Origin of the sequence: Streptomyces sp. N50 (assembly GCF_033335955.1) — a bacterium.
In the GTDB taxonomy this organism is placed as follows: domain Bacteria; phylum Actinomycetota; class Actinomycetes; order Streptomycetales; family Streptomycetaceae; genus Streptomyces.
On record NZ_CP137549.1, the window covers coordinates 2,961,884 to 2,986,722 of the forward strand.

Annotated in this window: 22 protein-coding genes and 2 pseudogenes; 13 read left to right on the forward strand and 11 right to left on the reverse strand. The window is 70.5% G+C overall.

Going from position 1 to position 24,839, the window contains the following annotated elements:
- Positions 1-73: 73 nt before the first annotated feature.
- Positions 74-2,650 (forward strand): aminopeptidase N, encoded by a 2,577-nt coding sequence (gene pepN, locus R2B38_RS12955; protein ID WP_318016368.1) that lies wholly within the window; start codon positions 74-76, stop codon positions 2,648-2,650.
- 34 nt (positions 2,651-2,684) lie between these two features.
- Here pepN and R2B38_RS12960 read toward each other — a convergent pair whose 3' ends face one another.
- From R2B38_RS12960 to R2B38_RS12975, 4 genes are all read right to left on the reverse strand, one after another.
- A complete protein-coding gene (locus tag R2B38_RS12960) occupies positions 2,685-3,986 on the reverse strand; it encodes a M14 family zinc carboxypeptidase (protein ID WP_318016369.1) in 1,302 nt (433 codons plus the stop codon).
- Positions 3,987-4,139: 153 nt separating this feature from the next.
- The gene (locus R2B38_RS12965) at positions 4,140-4,898 is read right to left on the reverse strand and encodes an SDR family NAD(P)-dependent oxidoreductase (RefSeq protein ID WP_318016370.1); all 759 of its coding nucleotides are present in this window, start codon (positions 4,896-4,898) and stop codon (positions 4,140-4,142) included.
- An 87-nt stretch (positions 4,899-4,985) separates the two neighbouring features.
- Positions 4,986-6,128 carry a sigma-70 family RNA polymerase sigma factor gene (locus R2B38_RS12970; RefSeq protein ID WP_318016371.1) on the reverse strand — a complete coding sequence of 381 codons (1,143 nt, stop codon included), beginning with the start codon at positions 6,126-6,128 and terminating at the stop codon, positions 4,986-4,988.
- 20 nt (positions 6,129-6,148) lie between these two features.
- Entirely contained in the window at positions 6,149-7,228 is a 1,080-nt protein-coding gene (locus tag R2B38_RS12975) for an EamA family transporter (RefSeq protein WP_318016372.1), read from the reverse strand.
- Positions 7,229-7,379: 151 nt separating this feature from the next.
- On the opposite strand from R2B38_RS12975, the gene R2B38_RS12980 reads away from it, so the two are divergent.
- On the forward strand, positions 7,380-7,886 hold the full coding sequence (locus R2B38_RS12980; RefSeq protein ID WP_318016373.1) for a MarR family transcriptional regulator: 507 nt from the start codon (positions 7,380-7,382) through the stop codon (positions 7,884-7,886).
- Positions 7,887-8,018: 132 nt separating this feature from the next.
- Here R2B38_RS12980 and R2B38_RS12985 read toward each other — a convergent pair whose 3' ends face one another.
- The 3 genes from R2B38_RS12985 to R2B38_RS12995 all read right to left on the reverse strand — a co-directional run bounded on the left by R2B38_RS12985 (position 8,019) and on the right by R2B38_RS12995 (position 10,846).
- Entirely contained in the window at positions 8,019-8,306 is a 288-nt protein-coding gene (locus tag R2B38_RS12985) for a hypothetical protein (protein ID WP_318016374.1), read from the reverse strand.
- 77 nt (positions 8,307-8,383) lie between these two features.
- Positions 8,384-10,516: a 4-alpha-glucanotransferase gene (malQ, locus tag R2B38_RS12990; RefSeq protein WP_318016375.1), complete on the reverse strand. Its 2,133-nt coding sequence runs from the start codon at positions 10,514-10,516 to the stop codon at positions 8,384-8,386.
- Positions 10,517-10,846 (reverse strand): hypothetical protein, encoded by a 330-nt coding sequence (locus tag R2B38_RS12995; protein WP_411978445.1) that lies wholly within the window; start codon positions 10,844-10,846, stop codon positions 10,517-10,519. It abuts the gene before it with no gap.
- A 187-nt stretch (positions 10,847-11,033) separates the two neighbouring features.
- On the opposite strand from R2B38_RS12995, the gene R2B38_RS13000 reads away from it, so the two are divergent.
- From R2B38_RS13000 to R2B38_RS13010, 3 genes are read left to right on the forward strand one after another with little or no spacing between them, the layout of a single operon-like run.
- The gene (locus R2B38_RS13000; RefSeq protein ID WP_318016376.1) at positions 11,034-11,567 is read left to right on the forward strand and encodes a PadR family transcriptional regulator; all 534 of its coding nucleotides are present in this window, start codon (positions 11,034-11,036) and stop codon (positions 11,565-11,567) included.
- Entirely contained in the window at positions 11,564-12,262 is a 699-nt protein-coding gene (locus R2B38_RS13005) for an ABC transporter ATP-binding protein (RefSeq protein ID WP_318016377.1), read from the forward strand. The genes R2B38_RS13000 and R2B38_RS13005 overlap by 4 nt, the downstream gene beginning before the upstream one ends.
- The gene (locus R2B38_RS13010) at positions 12,259-13,608 is read left to right on the forward strand and encodes an ABC transporter permease (protein WP_318016378.1); all 1,350 of its coding nucleotides are present in this window, start codon (positions 12,259-12,261) and stop codon (positions 13,606-13,608) included. The genes R2B38_RS13005 and R2B38_RS13010 overlap by 4 nt, the downstream gene beginning before the upstream one ends.
- 83 nt (positions 13,609-13,691) lie before the next feature.
- Here the strand turns inward: R2B38_RS13010 and R2B38_RS13015 are convergent, their stop codons facing one another.
- Complete coding sequence (locus R2B38_RS13015; RefSeq protein WP_033284586.1) at positions 13,692-14,228, reverse strand: HNH endonuclease; 537 nt, start codon at positions 14,226-14,228, stop codon at positions 13,692-13,694.
- Between the two features lie 324 nt (positions 14,229-14,552).
- Here R2B38_RS13015 and R2B38_RS13020 point away from each other — a divergent pair, with 324 nt between their 5' ends.
- Positions 14,553-15,647: a mechanosensitive ion channel family protein gene (locus R2B38_RS13020; RefSeq protein WP_318021664.1), complete on the forward strand. Its 1,095-nt coding sequence runs from the start codon at positions 14,553-14,555 to the stop codon at positions 15,645-15,647.
- 70 nt (positions 15,648-15,717) lie between these two features.
- Here R2B38_RS13020 and R2B38_RS13025 read toward each other — a convergent pair whose 3' ends face one another.
- Positions 15,718-16,038, reverse strand: a complete 321-nt coding sequence (locus R2B38_RS13025) for a hypothetical protein (protein ID WP_318016379.1) — start codon at positions 16,036-16,038, stop codon at positions 15,718-15,720.
- Positions 16,039-16,113: 75 nt separating this feature from the next.
- Positions 16,114-17,403: an MFS transporter gene (locus R2B38_RS13030; protein WP_318021665.1), complete on the reverse strand. Its 1,290-nt coding sequence runs from the start codon at positions 17,401-17,403 to the stop codon at positions 16,114-16,116.
- A gap of 282 nt (positions 17,404-17,685) precedes the next feature.
- Here R2B38_RS13030 and R2B38_RS13035 point away from each other — a divergent pair.
- Both R2B38_RS13035 and R2B38_RS13040 read left to right on the forward strand, forming a co-directional pair.
- Positions 17,686-18,063: pseudogene (locus R2B38_RS13035) on the forward strand (DUF5753 domain-containing protein); the annotation flags it as partial.
- A gap of 85 nt (positions 18,064-18,148) precedes the next feature.
- Positions 18,149-18,280: pseudogene (locus R2B38_RS13040) on the forward strand (DUF397 domain-containing protein); the annotation flags it as partial.
- An 88-nt stretch (positions 18,281-18,368) separates the two neighbouring features.
- Here R2B38_RS13040 and R2B38_RS13045 read toward each other — a convergent pair.
- Complete coding sequence (locus tag R2B38_RS13045; RefSeq protein ID WP_318021947.1) at positions 18,369-18,905, reverse strand: hypothetical protein; 537 nt, start codon at positions 18,903-18,905, stop codon at positions 18,369-18,371.
- 373 nt (positions 18,906-19,278) lie between these two features.
- Between R2B38_RS13045 and R2B38_RS13050 the strand changes: the two genes are divergently transcribed.
- The 5 genes from R2B38_RS13050 (at position 19,279) to R2B38_RS13070 (ending at position 24,839) form a co-directional block, all read left to right on the forward strand.
- Complete coding sequence (locus R2B38_RS13050; protein WP_318016380.1) at positions 19,279-20,112, forward strand: hypothetical protein; 834 nt, start codon at positions 19,279-19,281, stop codon at positions 20,110-20,112.
- A gap of 187 nt (positions 20,113-20,299) precedes the next feature.
- The gene (locus R2B38_RS13055; protein WP_318016381.1) at positions 20,300-21,544 is read left to right on the forward strand and encodes an ROK family transcriptional regulator; all 1,245 of its coding nucleotides are present in this window, start codon (positions 20,300-20,302) and stop codon (positions 21,542-21,544) included.
- Positions 21,545-21,655: 111 nt separating this feature from the next.
- Positions 21,656-22,993: an ABC transporter substrate-binding protein gene (locus tag R2B38_RS13060; RefSeq protein ID WP_318016382.1), complete on the forward strand. Its 1,338-nt coding sequence runs from the start codon at positions 21,656-21,658 to the stop codon at positions 22,991-22,993.
- Between the two features lie 7 nt (positions 22,994-23,000).
- Positions 23,001-23,942 (forward strand): sugar ABC transporter permease, encoded by a 942-nt coding sequence (locus tag R2B38_RS13065; protein WP_318016383.1) that lies wholly within the window; start codon positions 23,001-23,003, stop codon positions 23,940-23,942.
- Positions 23,943-23,945: 3 nt separating this feature from the next.
- On the forward strand, positions 23,946-24,839 hold the full coding sequence (locus tag R2B38_RS13070; RefSeq protein WP_019065213.1) for a carbohydrate ABC transporter permease: 894 nt from the start codon (positions 23,946-23,948) through the stop codon (positions 24,837-24,839).

Consider the following 24,839-nt stretch of genomic DNA (forward strand, 5'->3'; position numbering starts at 1 on the left):
GATACGGACATCGCGCTTCCGTCGGCTCCCGTGGAAGGATGGCGCAACCCACACATAACGAGGAGATGACCGCGTGCCTGGCACAAACCTGACTCGCGAAGAGGCGCAGCAGCGGGCAACGCTGCTCACCGTTGACTCGTACGAGATCGATCTCGACCTCTCCGGCGCGCAGGAGGGCGGGACCTACAGGTCCGCGACGACGGTGCGCTTCGACGTGACGGAGGGCGGCACCGAGTCCTTCATCGACCTGGTCGCCCCGGCCGTCCACGAGGTGACGCTGAACGGCGACCCGCTCGACCCCGACGAGGTCTTCAAGGACTCCCGGATCGCCCTGGCCGGTCTGCTGGAGGGACCCAACGTTCTGCGCGTCGTCGCCGACTGCGCCTACACCAACACCGGTGAGGGGCTGCACCGGTTCGTCGACCCCGTCGACCAACAGGCTTATCTCTACACCCAGTTCGAGGTGCCGGACGCGCGAAGGGTCTTCGCCTCCTTCGAGCAGCCCGACCTCAAGGCGACTTTCCAGTTCACCGTGAAGGCACCTTCCGGCTGGACCGTCATCTCCAACTCCCCGACGCCCGAACCCCGGGACGACATCTGGGTGTTCGAGCCGACGCCGCGCATCTCGACGTACATCACCGCGCTCATCGTCGGGCCGTACCACTCCGTCCACAGCGTCTATGAAAAGGACGGGCAGTCCGTCCCGCTCGGCATCTACTGCCGGCCCTCGCTCGCCGAGTACCTCGACTCCGACGCGATCTTCGAGGTCACCCGGCAGGGATTCGACTGGTTCCAGGAGAAGTTCGCCTACGCGTACCCCTTCAAGAAGTACGACCAGCTGTTCGTCCCGGAGTTCAACGCGGGCGCGATGGAGAACGCGGGCGCGGTGACCATCCGCGACCAGTACGTGTTCCGGTCCAAGGTGACCGACGCCGCGTACGAGGTCCGCGCGGAGACCATCCTGCACGAGCTGGCCCACATGTGGTTCGGCGACCTCGTGACCATGGAGTGGTGGAACGACCTGTGGCTGAACGAGTCGTTCGCCACGTACACCTCCATCGCCTGCCAGGCCTACGCGCCCGACTCGCGCTGGCCGCACTCATGGACCACGTTCGCCAACTCGATGAAGACCTGGGCGTACCGGCAGGACCAACTCCCGTCCACGCACCCGATCATGGCCGAGATCCGCGACCTGGACGACGTCCTCGTCAACTTCGACGGCATCACGTACGCCAAGGGCGCGAGCGTCCTGAAGCAGCTCGTCGCGTACGTCGGCATGGACGAGTTCTTCGCGGGCGTGCAGGCGTACTTCAAGCGCCACGCGTACGGCAACACCCGCCTGTCCGACCTGCTCGGCGCGCTGGAGGAGACCTCAGGGCGTGACCTGAGCACCTGGTCGAAGGCCTGGCTGCAGACCGCCGGGATCAACATCCTGCGCCCGGAGATCGAGACGGACGCGGACGGTGTCATCACCGCGTTCGCGATCCGGCAGGAGGCCCCGGCCCTGCCCGCCGGTGCGAAGGGCGAGCCGACGCTCCGCCCGCACCGCATCGCGGTCGGCCTCTACGAACTCGACGAGAGCACCGGCAAGTTGGTGCGCGACGAGCGCGTCGAACTGGACGTGGACGGCGAACTCACCGCTGTACCGCAGCTGGTGGGCAAGCGCCGTCCGGACGTCGTCCTGCTCAACGACGACGACCTGTCGTACGCGAAGGTCCGTCTCGACGAGCAGTCCCTCGCGTTCGTCACCGAGCACCTCGGCGACTTCGAGTCCTCGCTGCCCCGCGCCCTGTGCTGGGCCTCGGCCTGGGACATGACGCGGGACGCCGAACTCCCCACCCGTGACTACCTGTCGCTCGTCCTGTCGGGCATCGGCAAGGAGTCCGACATCGGCGTCGTGCAGTCGCTCCAGCGGCAGGTGAAGCTCGCGATCGAGCTGTACGCCGACCCGGCCACCCGCGACACCCTGCTCACCCGCTGGACCGACGCCACGCTGGCGCACCTGCGGTCCGCCGAGCCCGGCAGTGACCACCAGCTGGCCTGGGCGCGGGCGTTCGCGGCGACCGCGCGCACCCCGGAGCAGGTGGACCTGCTGGACTCCCTGCTGGACGGCGCGACGACGATCGAGGGTCTGGCCGTCGACACCGAGCTGCGCTGGGCGTTCGTCGAGCGGCTCGTGGCGGTCGGGCACTTCGACGAGGAGGACATCGCCTCGGAGCACGAGCGGGACAAGACGGCCGCCGGTGAGCGGCACGCCGCGACCGCCCGTGCCGCCCGTCCGACCGAGGAGGCGAAGGCGGAGGCCTGGGCGCAGGTCGTCGAGTCCGACAAGCTCCCCAACGCCCTTCAGGAAGCGGTCATTTCGGGCTTCGTACAGACGGACCAGCGTGAACTGCTGGCGCCGTACACGGAGAAGTACTTCGCCGCCGTCAAGGAGGCCTGGGACACCCGGTCGCACGAGATCGCCCAGCAGATCGCGGTCGGTCTCTACCCGTCGGTCCAGGTCTCCCAGGACACCCTGGACCGCACGGACGCCTGGCTGGCGGCCGCCGAGCCCAACGCGGCCCTGCGCCGCCTGGTCTCGGAGTCCCGCTCGGGCGTGGAGCGCGCGCTCAAGGCACAGGCCGCGGACGCGGCCGCCGACCACTAGGCAGGACCAGACGGAGGGCGGGTGACCAACCAGGTCACCCGCCCTCCGTGTACTCGCCCTCCGTACGCCCGCCCTCCGCGCCCAGCAGCCGCGCGGTGTCCAGCATCGTCCTCAGGTGCAGCCCGGTCTGTACGGCCACGGGCACCCACCGCGGGTCGTAGGACTTCCGCAGTTCCTGGCACCACTCGTGCACCACGTTCCCGAGGGTCTCGGCGGCGTCGGGGGCGGTGCGGGCGAGGGCGCGGCGCAGCATGGCCGCCGCACGCAGCGGGACCCGGCGGGCGGAGACGCCCAGGGTCGCGAAGTGGCCCTCGTGCGCGGGGAGTTCCTCGGCGGCCCAGGTGCCGGCGATGGACGGTGAGACGTCGACCAGTTCCAGCCCCGCGTCCCGCAGCGGTCTCAGCTCCTCGGGCACAGCGTCGAGTGCCCGCCCGTCGAGTACGGCCGTGAGCTGCCGGGTCCGGTCGAGGAGCAGCTCGCTCACCCGCGCGGTCTCCCCGGCCGGGTCGGCGGCGGGCCTCGGGTCGCCGGTCGCGGCGACGGCCCAGGCGGGCGCCTCGACGAGCGCGGTGAGGGTGCCGTAGCGCCCGGGGTGGAGCCAGGTGCTCTCGGCGACGAAACCGCTCTGGTCGCGTTCACCCGTACCCCGGCCCGACGGCAGCACCAGGACGCCCGGCGGTTCCGGGCGCCAGTCGAGGCCGTCGAGGGGGTGATGGACGAGGGGGACGCGCAGCCGGGCCGCGGTGCGCCGGAAGGCGTCGGCGACACCCGGGACGTCCTTGGTGAGCATCACGAAGCCGCCGCCGAACTCGATGCCGTGCAGGGTGAACTGGGCGGCGGGCCGCAGCTCGTCGAGCAGCCGTACCAGCGCCGCGGACTCGGGCAGCGGCTGCCGTCCGGCGCCCCGGGCCGGCATCGACTCGGGCTGGCAGGCGAACTCGGGCCGGTAGAAGGAGCGGTGGCACTCCTCCAGGGACGGCTCCGGTTCCTCCGGCTGCCAGCCCTGCGCGAGGTGCGCCCCGTCCGGGTCGAGGCAGAGCAGGAAGTGCCAGGTGCAGCCGAGCAGTTGGAGGTGGTGCGGCCGGCGGGCGAAGAGCCGTGCCAGGCGGAGTGCGGAGGCCCCGCCCACGGGTTCGTTGGCGTGCGCGCCCGCGACGGTCAGGAACTGCCGGTCCCCGTGCCCGGCCGACAGCAGCCACAACGGCCGCCCGGCCCGGCTCTCCCCCACGGCGCGCAGCCGCAGCGCCCCGGGCGCCAGGGCGGCCAACGCGCGGGCCTGCCGCTCCAGTTCGTCGACGCCGGGATACGGCGCGCCCCGGAAGTGCGGTGTCCGCACGCCGGCCCTCCCCTTCGTCACCACGCCAACTCACCGTCCCCACAAGGCTGTTGAACTTCCCCATGGGAGCTCCAGGGGTACGGCATGTCAAGAGGGACCCCGGGGACGAACGACCCCGACAGCCGTCCCCTGACCCATCCCCCCGGCCCGTCCTCAGCCCGGGAACATCCCGCCCGTGACGTTCACGAACGTGCCGGTGATGCTCGCCGCGTGGTCCGAGGCGAGGAACACGGCGGTCGCGGTGATCTCCGCGAGGGTGGGGTTGCGGCGGGTCATGCGCAGGCCCGACAGATGGTCGAGGATGCCCTGGATCGCCGCCTCGTTGAGGTCGGGGTTGACCTTGCCGAGCTTCTCGACGGTCAGGGTCTCGGGGATGCCCGCGGCCCACAGTCCTACGGCGCGCACCCCGCGCGGGCCCAGCTCCATCGCCAGGTTGCGCACGAGGCTGTCGGTCGCCGCGTCGGCGGGACCGGTGCCGCCCATCATCGGACTGCCGTGCGCGGAACCGCTGTTGAGGGTGAGGACGACACCACTGCCGCGCTCGGCCATGCGGCGGGCGGCGGCGCGGGCGGTGATGAAGTTGGCGCGGGTGCCGTTGAGAACGGGCCGCAGGAAGTCGTCGACGGGCATCTCGGTGATCGGCAGTCCCTGGACGTCACCGCGCGAGACGAGGTTGAAGGAGATGTCGATGTCGCCGACGCGGGCGAGGTGCTCGGTGACGGCGCTCTCGTCGAGGGCGTCGACGACAGCCACCTCGGCGTCCTTGATGTCACTGGCCACGGCCTCCAGGGTCTCCCGGGTGCGTCCCACGAGGTGGACGCGGGCCCCCTCGGCGGCGAAGGCACGGGCGACCGCACCGCCGATCGAGCCTCCGGCGCCGTAGACGACCGCGGTCTTGTCGGTGAGCAGCATGGTGGTTCTCCTTGCGGGTCGTGTGTCGTTCGAGTCGGCCATACAGACGCACGCGGGACCCGCCAGTCATCGGTCACCCCTCGTCGCTCACAGCCGCAGCGGCAGTCCGAAGGCCGGGAACAGGTGCGGTTCGAAGGACGTGATCTCCACGATCCGGTCGTCGGGGCCGAAGCGGAGCACGTCGAGGACCTGGGCGCGGTAGACCGTCGTACCCGGTCGGCGGACGTAACCCCCGGCCGCGAGCTGCCCGTTGGCGCGGGCGGGGAGATGGCGCCAATGCCCCAGGAACATAGGTGAGTTGGCGTCGAGACTCACTCTCAGGAATTCGAGCAGCGCATCGCGGCCGGTGAACCAGAACGGGTTCGGCGGCATGGTGAGCGTGACGTCCTCGCTGAGCAGCGCGGCGACCTCGGACAGATCGAGACGCTCGGCGGCGGCCATGTACCGCTTGACCAGGGTGCGTTGGCGCTCGGTGGGTTCGGAAGCCGTCCAGTCCGCACGGCGACCGGGGAGGCGGTCGCGCAGGGTGGGGCGGGCGCGTTGCAGCGCGCTGTTGACCGAGGCCACGGTCATGTCGAGCGCCTCGCCGGTCTCCACGGCGGTGAGCCCGAGGACGTCCCGCAGCACCAACACCGCGCGCTGGCGCGGCGGGAGATGCTGGACGGCGGCCAGGAAGACCAGTTCCAGGGTCTCGCGGGAGACCGCGGCGGCCTCCGGCTGCTCCTCGGCGGAGGGCAACTCGCCGTCGGGGTAAGGCTGTAGCCACGTGATGCGGGCGGGCGGCTCGCCGCCGCCGTGGTTCATGCCGGGCAAGGGCTCGTAGCGCTTGGGGCGGCGGGCCGTACGGCGCTGGAAGTCCAGGCAGGCATTGGTGGCGATGCGGTACAGCCAGGTACGGGCACCGGCCCGCCCCTCGAAGGTGTCCCGGGCCCGCCAGGCCCGCAGGAACGTCTCCTGGACCAGGTCCTCGGCGTCGTCGTAGGACCCGGTCATGCGGTAGCAGTGGACCTGGATCTCACGCCGGTGGGACTCGACGAGGGCGGCGAAGTCACCCTCGTCGACGGGGACTTGGGGGACGGCGGGGGCTTCCGTAACGGGTAGGTGCGTGACGGATTCCTGAGCGCTGTCCCGCGCCGTCCGGGCCACCCGCCTCAACCGCGCGACGGAGGACGACAGTTCCGTCACGCCGGAGTAGAAGACGGAAGGCGGCTGCGGGACCAGCTGCTCCACCTGCCGCCCGATCTCCTTGATCAGCCCGTCGACTCCGACCCCGCCGCCACCGCCCTGTCGCTCCCGGTACGCCTTCTGCCGGCAGGCGGCGGAACAGTAGACGGACCGCCGGCCGGTACGGCCCGCCCGTGCGGTGAGGGGCTTGCCACAACTGGGGCAGGACTCTTCGGCCACGGGTGCCTCCGGCGTTGCGTCACGGTGTTCCCGCGTGACGCTACCTCCCGGACGCGAACAGGAGACGTACGCGGACCGATCTGCCCGAACACCGTCGCCCCGAACGCCAGCGCCATCCCCGCCACCTGCACCGCCGTGAGCGCCTGCCCGAGCGCGGCCCAGCCGACGACGGCCGCGGTCAGCGGGGAGAGCGGGCCGAGGAGGGTGACCTGGGTCGCGGAGAGCCGGCCGATGCCGCGGAACCAGAGCCAGTACGCGATCGCCGTGTTGGCCAGCGCGAGGTACAGGTAACCGCCGACCGCCCGCCCGTCCAGCGCGGGCGGCGCCCCCTCGACCAGGAGGGCGACGGGCGCGATCAGCAGCCCACCCGCGGTGAGCTGCCACCCGGTGAGGGCCAGCGGGCCGACGCCGTCGGGGCGGCCCCACCGCTTGGTGAGCACGGTGCCGGTGGACATGGACGCGGTGGCGGCCAGGGCCGCGAGCACGCCGACCGGGTCCAGCGCCCCGGCCGCCTTCAGTACGACGAGACTGACGCCGAAGGCCGCGACGGCACCGGTGAGCACGCTCCGGGCCGTGGGCCGCTGCCCCAGCAGCACGGCCGAGAGTCCTACGACGATCAGCGGCCCGACCGACCCGACGACCGCCGCCATGCCCCCGGGGAGCCGGTACGCCGACAGGAACAGCAGCGGGAAGAAGGCGCCGATGTTCAGCGCGCCGAGCACCGCCGACTTCCACCACCAGGCGCCGCGCGGCAGCACCCGGGCGAGCGCGAGGAGCACGAGGCCGGCGGGGAGGGCACGCATCAGGCCGGTGAAGAGGGGGCGGTCGGGCGGGAGGAACTGGGTGGTGACGGCGTAGGTGGTGCCCCAGGAGACGGGGGCGAGGGCGGTGAGGACTATGAGGGCGGGGCGGCTGGTGGTCGGCATGGGACGCACCCTTCAGGTAGGTCACTGGTAACTAGCTTAGTCGTAAGCTAGTTATCGTCAAGCCACTTACCCGTGATCCACTGAGCGCTGATCCACTGAGCGCTGATCCACTTTCTTGCGACCGACCTACTGACCGGCGGATACTCACCCCATGAACCACAAGGACCCCGTCGGCAAGGACCCCGTCGACGCGATCGTCGAGCAGTGGGCGACGGTGCGGCCCGACCTCGACACCGCCGCGATGGAGGTCTTCGGGCGGATCTTCCGGCTCGCCCGGGCCATGGGCGACCGCATGGAGAAGGCGTACGTCCCGCACGGCATCTCGCGCGGGGAGTTCGACGTCCTCGCGACCCTGCGCCGGGCCGACGAGCCGTACACGCTCTCGCCGCGCGAGCTCTCGGCGACCCTGATGCTCACCACGGGCGGCATGACCGGCCGCCTCGACAAACTGGAACGGGCCGGCCTGCTCCGCCGCTCCCCCGACCCGCACGACCGCCGCGGCCTCCAAGTCACCCTGACGGAGAAGGGGTTGGCGCTGATGGACGAAGCGGTCGGCTCCGGACTCGCGACCCAGACGGCGGCCCTGTCCGGCCTGGACGCCGAAGAGGCCGACCAACTGGCCGACCTGCTGAGGAAGTTGCTGGCCTCGACCGAGTGATGACCGCTCTGTACAGGTCTGTTCAGGTCTGTTCAGGTCTATTCAGCGGCAGAGGGTGCCCGCCGCAGGACATGCCGAAGGCGCCCGCCTCACCGCAGTGGGTGATGGGGGCGCCTTCCGGAAAAGGTGAGGTCAGACCTTGGCGTCGACGGCGGTGCCGGTCTTGCCGGACTTACCGGGCTTGGCCTTCGGCGCGCGGTCCTTGGACTTGTCCAGCGCCATGACCAGGCCCGCGATGACCGCGAACAGGGCGAGCGGGATCAGGACATAGAGCCCCAGCGTCTCGGCGACGCTCAGGCCGGAGCCCGGGTCGTCACCGTCGTCGCGGGTGAGCGCGAGCGCGGGGGACGTCATGAGCAGCATCATCAGCGTCGTACCGGCAGCCAGGGCGCCGGCGCGCAGGGCGTTCTTCTTGTCCACACCGCAAAAGTAGCGAACGTCCGAACGAGCCGCGCGCCCGGGGTGCCGTATGGGGTGCGGTGTGGGTCGCACGGGCCTCACGGACCGCCTTCTCCACCGGCCTCCGCCCCCTCGCCCTCCCCCAGCCCCACCCGCAGCACGTCCACCAGTGCGTGCAGCCGCGGCGAAGCCGCCAGCTCCTCCAGCGTCACCGGCCGCCCCTCCGCATCGGCGATGGGCAGGCGCCAGTTCGGATACTGGTCCCACGTGCCGGGCAGGTTCTGCGGGCGCCGGTCACCGACGGTGTCCGGGAGCCAGACGCCGATCATGCGGGCCGGGGTGCGGAGCAGGAAACGGTGGACGGCGTGGATCTCCGCCTCCTCCTCGGACGCGGGACGCCCGCCGCCCGTGGGGTGCTCGTAGAGGCCGAGCCGGGCCAGCAGCGCCAGCCACTCCCCCACGTCGGTGGCGGACTCGACCCGCTCCTCCTCCACCGGCCGGGTCAACAGGCCCAGCCGGTCGCGGAGTTCGACGTGTTCACCGGTGAGCCGGGCCGCGGTGGGCGGCAGATCGTGGGTGGTGGCGGTGGCGAGGCAGTCGGCCCGCCACTTCTCGGGCGCGAGCGGCCGCCCGTCGCCCTCCCAGTCCCGCTCGAACCACAGCACCGACGTCCCGAGCACCCCACGCTCCTGCAAGGTCTCGCGCACACCCGGTTCTACGGTCCCCAGATCCTCGCCGATCACCACGGACCCGGCGCGCGAGGCCTCCAGCGCGAGGACGGCGAGCATGGCCTCCGCGTCGTAGCGGACGTAGGTGCCCTCGGTGGGCGGATGCCCCTGCGGGACCCACCACAGGCGGAACAGGCCCATGACGTGGTCGATGCGCAGGGCACCGGCGTAGCGGAAGAGCGCGCGGAGCAGGCGGCGGTACGGGGCGTAGCCGGACTCGGCGAGGCGGTCGGGGCGCCAGGGGGGCAACCCCCAGTCCTGGCCGAGGGAGTTGAAGGCGTCCGGGGGCGCTCCGACCGACATGCCGCCGGCGAAGTACTCCTGCTGCGCCCAGGCGTCGGCGCCGTCGGGATGCACCCCGACCGCGAGGTCGTGCACGACCCCGATCGGCATGCCCGCCTCCCGCGCGGCCCGCTGGGCGGCGGTGAGCTGGTCGTCGGTGAGCCAGGCGAGGCGGCAGTGGAAGTCGACGCGGTCCATCAACTCGCCCCGGGCGCGGGCGGTTTCGGGCGAGCGCGGGTCGCGCAGGGCGGCCGGCCACTCCCGCCAGTTCGAGCCGTGCGCCTCGGCGAGGGCGTACCAGGTGGCGTGGTCCTCCAGCGCCTCGCCCTCGCGGGCGAGGAAGTCGACGTAGGCGGCCCGTCGTCCGGGGCCGAGCGGGACCTCCCGTACGACCTCCAGCGCCTCCCGCTTCAGCTCCCACACGGCGTCGCGGTCGATCAACGCGTCCTTCTCCAGGACGGATTCACGCAGCCGCGCGGCCTGTGCGAGGAGTCCGCGCAGCCGCTCCCGCTCGCTCTCCTCGACGTACGCGAACTCGGGGACGTCCTCGACCCGCAGATACACCGGGTCGGGGAAGCGGCGCGAGGACGGCCGGTAGGGCGAGGGGTCGGTGGGCGCGCCCGGCACGGCCGCGTGCAGAGGGTTGACCTGCACGAACCCGGCCCCCAGCGATCGCCCGGCCCAGGCGGCGAGTTCACCCAGATCGCCGAGGTCGCCCATGCCCCAGGAGCGCCGCGAGAGGAGCGAGTACACCTGCACCATCAGCCCGTACGACCGTTCCGCGGGCGCGGGCAACCGGTCCGGGGCGATGACGAGTTGGGCCTCGGCGCTGCGGCCGTCCGGCGCGGTGGCGGTCAAGTGGTGGACGCCGAGCGGGAGTTGCTCGGTGCTCGACCGCGACTCGCCCTGCTCGGTCTCGATGTGGAGCACGGTGCCCTCGGGCAGCGCGTCCAGCGCGGCGGGCGTGCTGCCGCAGCGACCCACGACAGTGGGCGGCAACAGCCGTGCGGCCAGCTCCTGTCGGCGGGCGGCGAGCGCGGCGGCGGTGGCCTGCGGGGTGCTCGCGTCGACGCCGAGGGCGGCCAGTACGGCGACGACCGCGACGGCCGAGGCGGGGACCGCGCGGTCCGGTGAGGGGCTGTAGGCGGTGGCGACGCCGTGCAGTTCGGCGAGGTGCGCCAGATCCTCGCCGAGGGCGTCCGCCGGCCGGGGTGCGGTCATCTAGGGCCTCGTCGGGTCCGGGCCGGCGAACGGGTCGGCCAGGGCGGCGAGTTCACCGCTCGTCGTCATCGGGTCGTCGGTCAGGCCGGCCTCGCTGGTCAGCGGCGCGTCCATCGTGGCGGACTCGCTGGTGAGCGGGGTGGCGTCGGCGAGCGGGGGCTCGCTGGTGAGGGGTTCGGCGTCGGCCAGCGGGGGTTCGCTGGTCAGCGGGGTCTCGGCCCAGGCGCCCTCGGAGTCGAGGAAGAACAGGTCGGGGGTGAGGTCGGCGGCCGGCTCCAGGGTGCGTTTGGAGCGGGCCGGGCGCGGAAGTGATGCCGATGCTGCGGCCACGGGGGCCTCCTTGTCGTGTCGGGCGAGCGTGGGAGATGGTCACCGCAAGCCCTACCCAGTGGACGCGACGGCAGACCTCCAGGTTGGGGTACGGGTGGCACTGCGGCCACTCCCTCCCCCCACTCCCCCGTGTTTTCCGGCTGATCACTATTCACTCAGTACATGTATCCAGTGCATACTGAGCGCCATGAGCACCCGCCACATCCTGCTGGGCCTGCTCGCCTCGGGACCGAGCCACGGCTACGACCTCAAGCGACGCCACGACGAACGTTTCCCGCAGGCCCGCCCGCTGGCCTACGGGCAGGTCTACACGACCCTCCAGCGGCTGGTCCGGGACGGTCTCACGGAGGTCTACGGCACCGGTTCGGACGGCGGCCCGGAGCGCACGGCGTACCGCGCGACGGCGGACGGTTCGCGTGAACTCGCCCGCTGGGCCGGGGAGATCGCGCCGCCCGCGCCCTTCGTGACGAACGAGATCTTCGCCAAGGTCGTCGTCTCGATCCTGGCCGACGGCGACCCGGAGGCCTATCTGCGGGCCCAACGCGCCGCGCACATGGAGCGGATGAGGGAACTCACGGCGGTCAAGACCGCCAAGGGCACCGACCTCGCGACCGTGCTCTCGGCGGACTACGCCCTCAACCACCTTGACGCGGACCTCCGTTGGATGGCGACGACGGCGGCCCGGCTGACCACTCTGACCGCGGAGGTCGACACAGCATGAGCGACAACGGGGGTACGGCGGCGCCGCTCCTCGCGGCCCGTGGCCTCGCCAAGACGCACGGCAGGACCCGCGCGCTGACCGGCGCCTCGGCCGAGCTGCACACCGGCGAGATCCTCGCCGTCACGGGGCCCAGCGGCAGCGGCAAGTCCACCCTTCTCCACTGCCTGGCCGGGATCGTCCGCCCCGACGAGGGGAGCGTGACGTACGCCGGGAAGCGGCTGGACGACCTGCCGGAGAAGCGGCTCAGCGAGCTGCGGCGCACCGAGTTCGGGGTGGTCTTCCAGTTCGGCCAGCTGATACCCGAGCTGACGGCCGTCGACAACGTCGCGCTGCCGCTGCTGCTCGCGGGCACCTCGCGCACGGACGCCCGGGCGGCGGCCGGTGAGTGGCTGGAGCGGTTCGGGGTGCGCGGGCAGGGCGAGCTGCGGCCGGGCGAGCTGAGCGGCGGCCAGGCCCAACGGGTCGCGCTGGCACGGGCGTTGGTGACCGGCCCGAAGGTCGTCTTCGCGGACGAACCGACCGGCGCGCTGGACTCCCTGGCGAGCGAGCAGGTGATGACGGCCCTGGTCACCACGGCCCGCGAGTCCGGTACGGCGGTGCTGCTCATCACCCATGACGCGCAGGTCGCGGCGTACGCGGACCGTGAGATCCGGCTGGCGGACGGGACCGTGGCGACGGCGGGGGTGGCGGTATGAGCGCGCTGCTCACGGATCTGCGGCTGGCCTGGCTGCTCACGCGGGGGTCGGACCGGCGCGAGTGGTGGCGGGTCGGGCTCACGGCGGCCGGGGCCGCGCTGGCGACGGGGATCGGGATCGGCGTCGTAGCGCTGCTGTCGCTGGACGGGTTCCACTCCGTGTCCTTCGGGTCCGGGCTGTTCGACTCCCCCAGTGACCGGCGGAACGTGAGCCTGGCGCTCGGCCTGCTGCTGATCCCGGTGCTCGGGTTTCTCGGGCAGTGTGCGCGGATCGGGGCGGTGCACCGGGACCGGCGGCTGGCCGCGTTGCGGCTGGCGGGGGCCGGGCCCTGGCAGGTGCGGCGGATCGCGGCGCTGGAGTCGGGGCTCGCGTGTCTGGTGGGGGCGGTGGTGGCGACGGCGATCGTCGTACCGCTGCTGCCGTACGCCACGGACTGGGCCGGGGTCGTCCTGGTCGCCGTGGCGGTGCCGGTGCTGGGGGCGGTCGTGAGCGCGGTGGCGTTGCGCCGGGTGGTGGCGGATCCGCTGGGACGGGTGCGGCGGACGCGGCCGGTGCGGGGGCCGGGGCGGCTGTTCGGGACGGCGGCCCGGTTGCTCGCGGTGATGTTGGCGGCCATCGCGCTGACGCCGGTGTTCGGCAGCCCGGTGTCCTTCGGTCTCGGCCCGGTGACGGTGCTCGTCCTGGCCGTACTGATCAGCCCGATCGCGATCTGGTTGTCCGGTGCCTCGTCCCGCCAACTGGGTGAGGGCTTCGCGGCCGGCACCTCGCGCCCCGCGCTGCTGATCGCGGCGGAACGGATGCGCGAGGACCCCTGGTCGACCGCCCGCACCCACGCGGCACTGCTGCTGGTGACGGTCGTCGGCTCGGGCTTCGCGGGCGTACGCCAGATCCTGCTCGCGGACCTGGAGGACATGCGCCGCAGGGGCCACCTCGGCACGCGCATGTCGTACTACACGACCGGCATCGACCTCACCGCCGCCGCGATCCTCGTCGCCTTCGCACTCGTCCTGACGGCCCTGGCCGTAGGCACGGCTGAGTCCCTCGCCACCCGGCGCCGGGGCCTGGCCGCGCAGGCCGCGGCCGGGGTCCCGCACGCCGTACTGGCCCGCGCGCTCCTCCTGGAGACCGCGCTGCCGCTGTTCCCGGCGATCGCGGTCGCGGGCCTGGGCGGCACGGCGATCAGCTTCTGGTACGGCGCCGCCGTCTCCCGGCACACGGACGTACCGGTGCCGTACGCGGCGCTGCTGGTGCCGGTCGGCGTGTACGCGGCCTGCGTGCTGGCGGCCGCCACCTCACTGCCGCTGCTGCGGCGGTCGGTGCGGCCGGGCGAACTGCGCTACGCATGACGGTCCGCCCCGGCAGCACGGGGGGCTGCCGGGGCGGACGACTCCGTACCGCCGTACGTGGGCGTACACAAAAGCCCGGATCGTCAGGCGGAGATGCCGTCGATCCGGGCCATCGCGTCCTCCGCGCCGTACGGCTGCAGGTACGGCAGCCAGCGCGGGTCCCTATGACCTGTCCCGATGATGCGCCAGGCCAGGCCGGTGGGTGGGGCGGGTTTGTGGCGCAGCCGCCAGCCGATCTCGAAGAGGTGCCGGTCGGCCTTCGTGTGGTTGCAGCGGCGGCAGGACGCCACCACGTTGTCCCAGGCGTGCTTGCCCCCGCGGCTGCGCGGAATGACATGGTCGACGCTGGTTGCGACGCCACCGCAGTACATGCACCGGCCCCCGTCGCGCGCGAAGAGCGCCCGGCGGGTGAGAGGAACGGGCCCCCGGTAGGGAACCCGCACGAATCGCTTGAGCCGGACCACGCTGGGTGCGGGGACTGTGACAGTTGCGCTGTGCATAAAGGCGCCGGATTCCTCAAGGGAGACTGCCTTGTTCTCCAGGACGAGGACGAGCGCGCGGCGGAGCGGTACGACGCCGAGTGGCTCGTACGACGCGTTGAGGACCAGGACATGCGGCACGGATGCCTCCTTGTGCGTCGGCGGCGCGTGGCTCGCGCCGGGACGATCTGTAGTCAGTCTCCCCTCATGCCTGGTGGAAGCGCCACCATGTCCCGGTAACGGGCTGGGAGTGTTTTCGACCACATGTGATGCGGGGCCGGGACGGGTGTGGGTTCGTCCCACCTGTTCATTCCCGGCTGAGCACAGCCTCTCCCCTGAACACGGCAACGATCCACACACGATGCCCCGATAGTGTGGTGGGCCTGCCCTCACGGTGACCTATTCGTGACCTTGCCCCTGTCGGACGACGCCGGAGGACAGACGCAGCACCTGGAGGTACCTGCCGTGTCCTTGTCCGCCGTCCTACTGGCCGCCGCCACGCCGTCGCCGTCCCCGAGCCCCTCGGAGACCGCGGTGACCGTGCCCTCTCTCCAGGACGCCCAGGAGAGCGCGACCAACGCCGCGAGCTGGGTGGAGCAGAACTGGTCCACATGGCTGGCGATAGGTCTCCGGGTCCTGCTGATCGTGGTGATCGCGGCGGTCCTGAGAATGACGGTACGGCGGGCGATCACCAAGCTGATAGACCGGATGAACCGCACGGTCGAGTCGGTGGACGGCACGGCGCTGGGCGGTCTCCTGGTGAACGCGGAACGCCGCCGCCAGCGCTCCCAGGCGATCGGCTCGGTCCTCCGCTCGGTGGCGTCTTTCGTGATCCTCGGCACAGCCGCGCTCATGGTCCTGGCGACCTTCGAGATCAACCTCGCCCCGCTGCTCGCCTCCGCCGGTGTCGCGGGCGTGGCGATCGGTTTCGGCGCCCGCAACCTCGTCACGGACTTCCTCTCCGGCGTCTTCATGATCCTTGAGGACCAGTACGGCGTCGGCGACCAGATCGACGCGGGCGTCGCCTCCGGCGAGGTCATCGAGGTCGGCCTCCGCGTGACGAAGCTCCGCGGCGACAACGGCGAGATCTGGTACGTCCGCAACGGCGAGGTCAAGCGCATCGGGAACCTGTCGCAGGGGTGGGCGACGGCGGGCGTGGACGTGACGGTGAAGGCGTCCGAGAACCTGGACCGGGTGAAGGCGACGCTGGACGCGGTCACGGAGCGCATGAGTAAGGAAGAGCCCTGGAACGAGCTGCTCTGGGGCCCGATCGAGGTCCTCGGCCTGGACAGCGTCCTCATCGACTCGATGGTCGTCCGGCTCTCCGCTCGCACGATGCCCGGCAAGTCGGTGAGCGTCGAGCGGGAACTGCGGTGGCGGGTGAAGCGGGCCTTCGACGAGGCGAACATCCGCATCGTGGGCGGGGCTACGGCTGATCCGGTGGAGGATGCGGCGGACCCGACGGAGGCGGTCGCGGCGCCGTCCGTGTACTCCAACTCGGATTCGCCTCAGGTGGCGGCCACTTCGCCTCTTTCTTCGCAGCGGCCGGGGACGCGGTAGTTGCAGGGGGCGTACTGGGTCGGGTGGGGTTCGTGCATCCCCTGGTCGGCGAGGTCACCTCAACCCGCCATCAGGCTTCCCCCAACCCCGCCCGCTCCGCCCCCGTGGCGAAGAACCGCCCCACATACTCGCCGGCGGGCAACCCGCTCTCCCGCATGAGCGAGAAGACCTCGGCACCTTCCCCCGGCTCGCCGAACATCTGGTACGCCTCGGCGAAGTCGGCGTACTCGACGCCGTCGAGGTCGGCGCAGTACTCGTGCGCCTCCACCTCCCCGCGGCTGATGGCCTCGTCGAGCGAGGTGGCCCGCCACAGGGTCAACCGCTCCTCGTAGACGCCGAGTTCACGGTGCCGGAACACACACCGGACGCCGTACCAGGACTGCTCGCTCATCTGTTGCCCCACTCATCACCGGACCTCTTCCAGCCTCGGATGGTAAGCGCGGGCGTGGTGGCTGGGCCGACATCGTCACGGCAGTCCGCCGGCGAGCTCGGGCTCGGGCCTTCCGAGAGGGATGTCGCGCATGCCACGCAAGGGTGAGAAGAACAGCCACAGTCCCGCGCAGCAGCCGCCGGTGACGGCGATCCACAAGGTGGTCCGGACGCCGAGGGCGGTGGCGAGCGCGCCACCGGCCACGCCGCCCAGCGGCAGCGTGCCCCAGGTGATCCAGCGTGCGGCGGCACTGACCCGGCCGAGCATGTCCGGCGGGCAGGCGGCCTGGCGGTAAGTGGTCAGCGAGACCCCCGCGACGGTGGAGGCGAAGGTCCAGGAGATCCAGCCGAAGCCGAACAGCAGCACCCACCAGCCGTGTCCGGCGAGCGGGATCAGCAGGCCGGGCAGGGACAGCACGGTCATCGAGATCCAGCTGATCCTCGCCGAGCCGACCTTCCGGGCGAGGTACCGTGCCGCCACGCCGCCGGCCACCCCGCCGACGGCCCCCAGCGCCAGCAGCAGCCCGACCAGGGCGGGACGCAGATGCAGCGTGCGGATCAGGAACACCGGGCCGAGGGTCTCCACCATGATGACGAAGAAGTTGGCTGTGCCGTTGAAGGCCACCGAGTTCCGCAGGATGGGGTCACGGGTGACATAGGAGAGCCCCTCGCGGATCTGCGCCCACAGCCTGGGCCGCCTCCGGTCGGCTTCGGCCGCGGGCCGGCGTGGCTCACGGGTACGGACAGCCGTCAGTGAGCCCGCCGACAACGCGAAGGAGAGGGCGTCGGCGGCCATCGCCCCCGCGGCGCCGACCAGCGCCACCAGCCCCGCGCCCAGACTGGGCCCGGCGATTTGCGCGACCGACCCGGAGACGGCGACCTTGCCGTTGCCGTCCATGAGCTGGTCACGGTCGAGCAGCACCGGCAGATAACTCTGGTAGGCCACCGAGAAGAACACGGAGAAGACGCTGGAGACCAGCGCGACGGCGTAGAGCTGGGCGAGCGTCAGCGCCCCGACCGCGTGCGCCAGCGGCACCGAGCCGATCACCAGGAACAGCGCGAGGTTGCACCAGATCATCAGCCGGAGCTTGGGGACCCGGTCGACTATGGCCCCGGCCGGCAGCGCCACCAGCAGATACGCACTCGTCTCCGCGGCCGACAACAGGCCTACCTGGAATGCGGAGGCCTCCAACAGCACGACGGCGACCAACGGCAGGGCCAGGATGGTGACTTGCGACCCCATCTCACTGACCGTCTGCCCACCCCATAAGAGCAGGAAGTCGCGATGACGCCAGATCGAAGGATGTTTTCTGTTCTCATCAAGCATCCGCCCGATGGTGGCATCAGCCACAACCCATGTCCATGCCAGGGCCTCGGCGTAGGCGTGTGACGGCTGGCTCGCGGGGGGGGGTGCGCCACACACCGACCGTCGTACGCGCGCTCACCGCCTGTGCCGCGCCGTGCCGTGCCGTGCCGTGCCGACAGGACCCCGACATCCGGGTGCTGTGCGAGTTCTACGGGCTGGACGACTCCAAATCCGTAGCCCGGCTACTGGACGCAACAAGCCTTCGTACCCGGCCTGTTGCAGACACCCGAGTACGCGCGAGGGGTGGTCGTCAGCGTGGGTCTGTGGCAGGACCCCGACGAGATCGAGGGTTTCGTCGACGTCCGCATGAGGCGTCAGGCCCGCCTGTCGGCACCCGAGCCGCTCCAGGTCTACGCGGTCATCGGAGAAGGTGCGCTACGGCAGCAGGTCGGCGGCCCCGAGGTGATGCGCGCGCAGCTGCAGCACCTGCTGAAGACAGCGCAACTCCCCAATGTCCGCCTCCAGGTGCTGCCCTTCCGGGCCGGCGGCCACGCCTGCATGGCAGGCTCGTTCAACATCATCTCCTTCGCCGAGACCGAGGCGGTTGACGTGGTCCACGTCGACAGCATCGCGGCTACCGTGTGGGTCGAGAACGACGCCGAAAGCTCGACGTACAGTTCGTTCTTCGAACGCACGGCACGGCTGAGCCTGGCCCCCAGGGACTCGCTCAGCCTGATCGAGAGCATCAGCGAGGACATGCGGTGGAAGCGGCGAGTGCCTCGAAGTCGCCCGCAACATCCCCGGCACCATAGCCATCCGCGACTCAAAGTCCCCCGCCAGCCCGGTCCTCCGCCTGACCCCCACCACCTGGACGAAGTTCACCGCGACCCTGCACTGACCAGCGCCGCCCGCCCCGTTGCCGGGCCCGCGCCACACCGGATCCTCCCCACAGAAGTGTCACACTTCCGCACCCCACCCCTTCCCCGTCACCGAGTACCCTCGGCCTCCACCAGCCCCAACTCCCGCGCCAGTTGGCACAACGCGACGAACGCCGCCCCCCTGCGCAACTCCCCACCCCCCGTATACGCCGCGCCGTCCCGCAGATCGAGCCGGACCGTCCCCGAAGGTTCGTCGAAGGTGATCGATCCCCAGACGGTGCGCCTACGACGCCCCGGCCGCCAGTGGAACCAGATCTCCTCGCGCCCCTTCTCCGCCGTGACGGACGCGCGGTCCGACGCCTTCAGCTCCGCGCGCATCCGGTCCGACCAGCCCACCGAGGGCCGTAGCAAACGGAGTTGGCGGGTCTGGCGGGCGGCGAGGGCGTCCGGGGTGAGGGTGATGCCCGACCCGCGCGCCCGGTGTCGTAGCAACAGCCATGCCACGGCCGCCCATACGACGCTCGCGGCGGCCCATGTCGCCGCCAGTTCGCCCGCCGCGCTCCAGGCGACGCCGCCCCGGTCCCAGAGTTCGAAGCCGACCCGGATCACCACGGGTACGGCGATCGCGCACGCCGCCTCCCGCAAGCACCCCGCCCACACCTTCACGCCCGCACCCCGTTCACCGTTCCCTGCCTCTCGCAAACGGGGTTGATCAAAAGTCAGGAATCTGTGAGGCGGCTGGCAGGACCGGCGGGCCCGCATCACGAATCGGCCTCGGGCGCGGCGCCGTAGCGGCCGAAAAGCGCCCAACAGGGCTCGCAATTCCGGCACATCACCAGAATCCCCGCCCACCGCCCTCACCTGCGGCTTTAGCCATCGTGACGAAGCCGTGATGCGATCACCTTCACAGGCTCAATTCATTTTCATCGCAGGTCCGCCATGCCTAAGGTCACCCCACGACGGGCCCTTGTTCTGGAGCGCAATGCCCAGGGGTCCGTTTCGAAATGTGGGGACAAGAATGAGAAAACTCGCCATCGGCGCCGCCCTGACCGGTGCCCTGGCCCTGACCGGTCTGGCCGCGCCGCTCGCGCAGGCCGCCACGCCGGACCTGGTCTTCTCCGACGTGACGGTCAACAAGGGGAAGGCGGTCGTCGTCGGCACCACCGCCGCGGTGAAGGTGCCCGTGACGTACACGCTGACGCGTCCGGCGGAGCTGGTCGCCGACAACAGGACGACGTTCATGGGGATCATGCTCTACCGCGGACGGCTCGCCGCCATGGACAACGACGTCGAAGGCACCCTCGCGCCGACCTGCACGACGACCGCGACGACGGACACCACGGTCACCGAGTCCTGCTCCGACACGATCGCGATCGACCCGGAGGACAGCCTGTACGAGACCGCCGACGCGACCACCTGGAACGTCGCCGGTTTCTACGCCCACTCCACCTACGACCTCGACGACTCGGACGACAAGATCAGCGCGTCCTCCGACTTCGCCGCCTGGGGCAACAAGGGCAAGGTGAAGATCCAGCGCGCCGCCAAGCTCACCGTCAACGCCTCCCCCGAGCCGGTGAAGAAGGGGAAGACCATCACGGTCACTGGCAAGCTGACCCGGGCCGACTGGGAGCGCGGTACGTACACCGGCTACGTGTCCCAGCCCGCCAAGTTGCAGTTCCGGGCGAAGAGTTCGAGCACCTACACCACCGTCAAGACGGTCACCACCGGCACGGGCGGCGCCCTGACGACGACCGTGAAGGCCGCGCAGGACGGTTACTTCCGCTACGTCTTCGCCGGCACCGCCACCACCGGCGCGGCCACGGCCGCCGGTGACTTCATCGACGTCAAGTAGGACCAGCGGCTCCTTCAGTACCCCCACCGCCCCCGCAGGTAACGAGTCTGTTGCCTCGGGGGCGGTGTCTATTGACGCCCCCTTCGCCCCGGGCTTACGTTCCTCCCACCCAATTGGAAACTTTCCTAACAGTGATCACGTGACACGCTGTGTGGTTCGGGAGTTCGAAAGGCAGGTGGCGTACGACATGGCAGGAACCTCCGGTACCCCCGGCAACGGCACCGGCGTCGGCACCGGCACCCCGGGCACCCCCCGCGTCCTGCGCGCCATGAACGACCGCGCCGCCCTGGACCTCCTCCTGGAGCACGGCCCGCTCTCCCGCACCCGGATCGGCAAGCTCACCGGCCTCTCCAAGCCGACCGCCTCGCAGCTGCTGGCCCGGCTGGAGGCGGCGGGGCTCGTGCTCGCCACCGGGACGAGCGAGGGGCGGCCGGGGCCCAACGCCCAGCTGTACGTGGTCAATCCGAGTGCCGCCTACGCCGCCGGGCTCGACGTCACTCCGGAACGCATCCGCGCCGCCGTCGCCGACGTCACCGGCCGGACGGTGGGGGAGTTCGAGCTCGCCACCCCGGGCCGGCGGCCCGCCCAGCCCGTCGTGCGGCAGGTCACCGACGCCCTCGACGGAGCCGTCAAGGCCGCCGGGCTCGCCCGGGACGACGTCCACCGCCTCGTCATCGGCACCCCGGGCGCCTTCGACCCCAACACCGGACGGCTGCGCTACGCCTCCCACCTCCCGGGCTGGCACTCCCCCGCCCTCCTCGACGAACTCGCCGCCGCGCTGCCGATGCCGGTGGAGTACGAGAACGACGTCAACCTCGTCGCCATCGCCGAGCAGCGGCTCGGCGCGGCCCGCGGGCACGGGGACTTCGTGCTGCTGTGGAACGAGGGCGGTCTCGGCGCCGCCCTCGTCCTCGGCGGCCGGCTGCACCGCGGCTGGACCGGCGGCGCGGGCGAGGTCGGCTTCCTGCCGGTGCCGGGCGCACCCCTGGTCCGCCAGGTGACCAAGGCCAACAGCGGTGGTTACCAGGCCCTGGCCGGTTCGCAGGCCCTGCCCCAGCTCGCCCGCGAACTCGGCATCACCGAGATCCCGACGGGTCCCTACGCCGAGGTCGCCGCCGCCCTCGTCGCCACCGCCGCCGACCACACCAGCGGTCCCCAGCGGCGGCTCCTGGAGATCTACGCGACCCACCTCGCGACCGGTCTCGCCTCCCTCGTCTCCGTACTCGACCCCGAACTCGTCGTCCTCAGCGGTGCCTCGCTGGCCGCCGGCGGCGAACCTCTCCGCGCCCTGGTCCAGGCCGAGTTGGAGGAGCTGGCGGCGTCGCGGCCCCGGCTCGTCGTCGGCGACGTCCATGAACACCCCGTGCTGCGCGGCGCGTTGGAGAGCGCGCTGGCAACGACCCGCGACGAGGTCTTCGACACCTCGCGCTGACCAGACTTCCCGCACGGCCGACTCCGGTTCCCCCAGACCGACTTCGGCCCACCCCGAACCACCCGGCTTCCCCGACCACCTCGCCCCGCCCTGCCCTTGGGAGACCTCGCCATGCCCGGAATATCCCGGAAAGCGGTCATCGCAGTCGCCGCCTCCGCCTCCTTCGCCCTTCTCGCGACCGCCTGTACGGGCCAGTCCTCGTCCGGTGCCTCCGACGACGCCTCGAAGGACGTGACCATCAACTTCTGGCACGCCTGGAGCGCCGCCTCCGAGCTGAGCGCCGTGAAGTCGCTGGTCGCCGGGTTCGAGAAGGCGCACCCCAACATCCATGTGAACGTGGTCGGCAACATGACCGACGACAAGATCAACCAGGCGCTGCGCACCGGTGGCGGCAAGTCCCCTGACGTGATCTCGTCGTTCACCACGAACAACGTCGGCAAGTTCTGTTCGTCGGGCGCCTTGGTCGATCTCAACCCCTTCTTCAAGAAGGCGAACATCGACCCGGAGACGACGTTCCCGAAGGCGATGAACGAGTACACCCAGTTCGACGGAAACCGCTGCACCGCACCCCTGTTGGGCGACGCCTACGGGCTCTACTACAACAAGACGGAATTCGCGAAGGCCGGCATCACCAGCCCGCCCAAGACCTGGTCCGAATTCGAGGCCGACGCCAAGAAGTTGACGATCAGCAAGGGCGACACGTACTCGCAACTCGGGTTCATGCCGGACTACCACGGCTGGGAGACCACCACCGAGCACATCTTCGCCCAGTTCTCGCCGACGTACTTCGACAAGAGCGGCAAGTCGGCGCTCGCCACCGACCCCGCGTTCAAGGCCGGTTTCACCCTCCAGAAGAAGCTCGTCGACGAACTCGGCGGCTTCAAGAAGCTGGAGAGCTACCGCTCCACCCTCGGCGACGAGTGGGGCGACAAGCACCCCTTCCACACCGGCCAGGTCGCGATGCAGCTCGACGGCGAGTGGCGGCTCGGGATGGCCACGGCGGCAAATCCCAAGCTGGACATCGGAGTTGCCCCGCTGCCCGTCCCGGACGACCAGGTCGCCCAGTACGGCAAGGGCTACATCACCGGCACGATCACCGGAATCGCCGCCAACAGCAAGAAGCAGAACGCCGCCTGGGAGTTCGTCAAGTACATCACCACGGACACGGACGCGGTGGTCAACTTCTCCAACGGCATCCACAACGTGCCCTCCACCCTCGCCGCCCTCAAGTCCCCGAAGCTGAAGTACGACCCGCGCTTCAAGACGTTCCTGGACATCGCGTCGAACCAGTACTCGACGACAAGTCCCGCCTCGATCAACGGCGGTGTGTACCTGACGACGATCCAGAACCTCGGCTACGACTACGAGAGCGGCAAGGTGAAGGACCTGGACTCCGCCCTCAAGAGCACGGCCAAGCAGATCGACACCGACATCGCGCAGGCGAAGTAGCCCCGGAATGAGCACCATTACCCTGGCGTCGAAGCGCCGCCGGTCGGCGCTTCGCACCCTCGCCTTCATGTCGCCCTGGCTGATCGGCTTCGCGGTCTTCTTCGCGTATCCGCTGATCTCGACGGTCTATTTCTCGTTCATGCACTACGACGGCTTCAAGCCGCCGACGTGGGTGGGGACGAAGAACTGGACGTACGTCTTCAAGAACTATCCGTACTTCTGGCCCGCGATGCGCAACACCCTGTGGCTGGTCGTGGTGATGGTCAGCCTCCGGGTCGTATTCGGCCTGGGCGTAGGGCTGTTGATCACCAAGATCAAGACGGCGACCGGTGTCTTCCGGACGCTCTTCTACCTGCCCTACCTCGCCCCGCCCGTCGCGGCGACGATGGCCTTCGCGTTCCTCCTCAACCCCGGTACGGGGCCCGTCAATTCACTCCTGGAGAAGGTCGGCATCCCGGCCCCCGGCTGGTTCAACGACCCCACCTGGTCCAAGCCGGCGCTCACCCTGCTCGCCCTCTGGGGCATCGGCGACCTGATGGTCATCTTCATGGCCGCGCTGCTCGACGTACCCCAAGAGCAGTACGAGGCCGCGGAGTTGGACGGGGCCTCGGCCTGGCAGCGGTTCCGGTTCGTCACGCTGCCGAACATCTCACCCATCGTGATGTTCGCCGTCGTCACCGGCGTGATCCAGACCATGCAGTACTACACACAGCCGCTCATCGCCGGGAAGGTCGCGTCCGGCGTCATCCAGGGCGCCGGCACCCAGTTCGAGCCCGGCTACCCGGAGAAGTCCACGCTCACCCTCCCCCAGCTCGTCTACAACCTCGGCTTCCAGCGCTTCGACTACGGCTCGGCCTGCGTGGTGGCACTCGTCCTGTTCGCCCTGTCGATGGTGTTCACCGCGTTCCTGATGCGGCGCCGGGGCGGCCTCAACCTGGCAGGTGACTGACCGATGGCCCAAGTACTGGACAAGCCCGTGGAGTTGAGGGCGCCGGTGACCCCCGCCGAGCGCACCGCCCGCCGCAAGGCGCTCATGGAGTGGATCGCGGTCCACTCGCTCGGCGTCGCCGCGGCCCTCTTCTTCACGCTCCCCTTCGTGTTCGTGTTCCTGACCTCGCTGATGAGCGACAGCCAGGCCCTGAGCCGCGACCTCATCCCGCACACCTGGGAGTGGGGCAACTACAAGAAGGTCTTCGACACCCCGGGCTTCCTCACCTGGTGGAAGAACACGCTGATCTACGCCGGTCTCGGCACCGTCCTGACCGTCGTGTCGTCGATCCCGGTGGCGTACGCGCTCGCCAAGTTCCGCTTCCGGGGCCGGAATCTGTCGCTGATGCTCGTCATCTCGATGATGATGCTGCCGCCGCAGGTCGTGATCATCCCCATGTACCTGTTCTGGGCCAAGCAGTTGGACCTCTCGGGCACGCTGTGGCCGCTGATCATCCCTATGGCGTTCGGCGACGCGTTCTCCATCTTCCTGCTCCGGCAGTTCCTGATGACCATCCCGAACGAGTACCTGGACGCGGCGAAGGTCGACGGCTGCGGCGAGTTCAAGACGCTCGTGCGGGTCGTGCTGCCGATGGCCAAGCCCGGTATCGCCGCTGTGGCGCTCTTCCAGTTCTTCTACGCCTGGAACGACTACTTCGGGCCGCAGATCTACGCGTCCGAGAACCCCGGTGCCTGGACGCTGAGTTACGGCCTGGAGTCGTTCAAGGGCGCGCACCACACCGACTGGAATCTCACCATGGCCGCGACCGTACTGGTCATGGCCCCCGTGATCCTCGTGTTCTTCTTCGCACAGAAGGCGTTCGTCGAGGGCGTCACGCTCACCGGAGTGAAGGGTTAA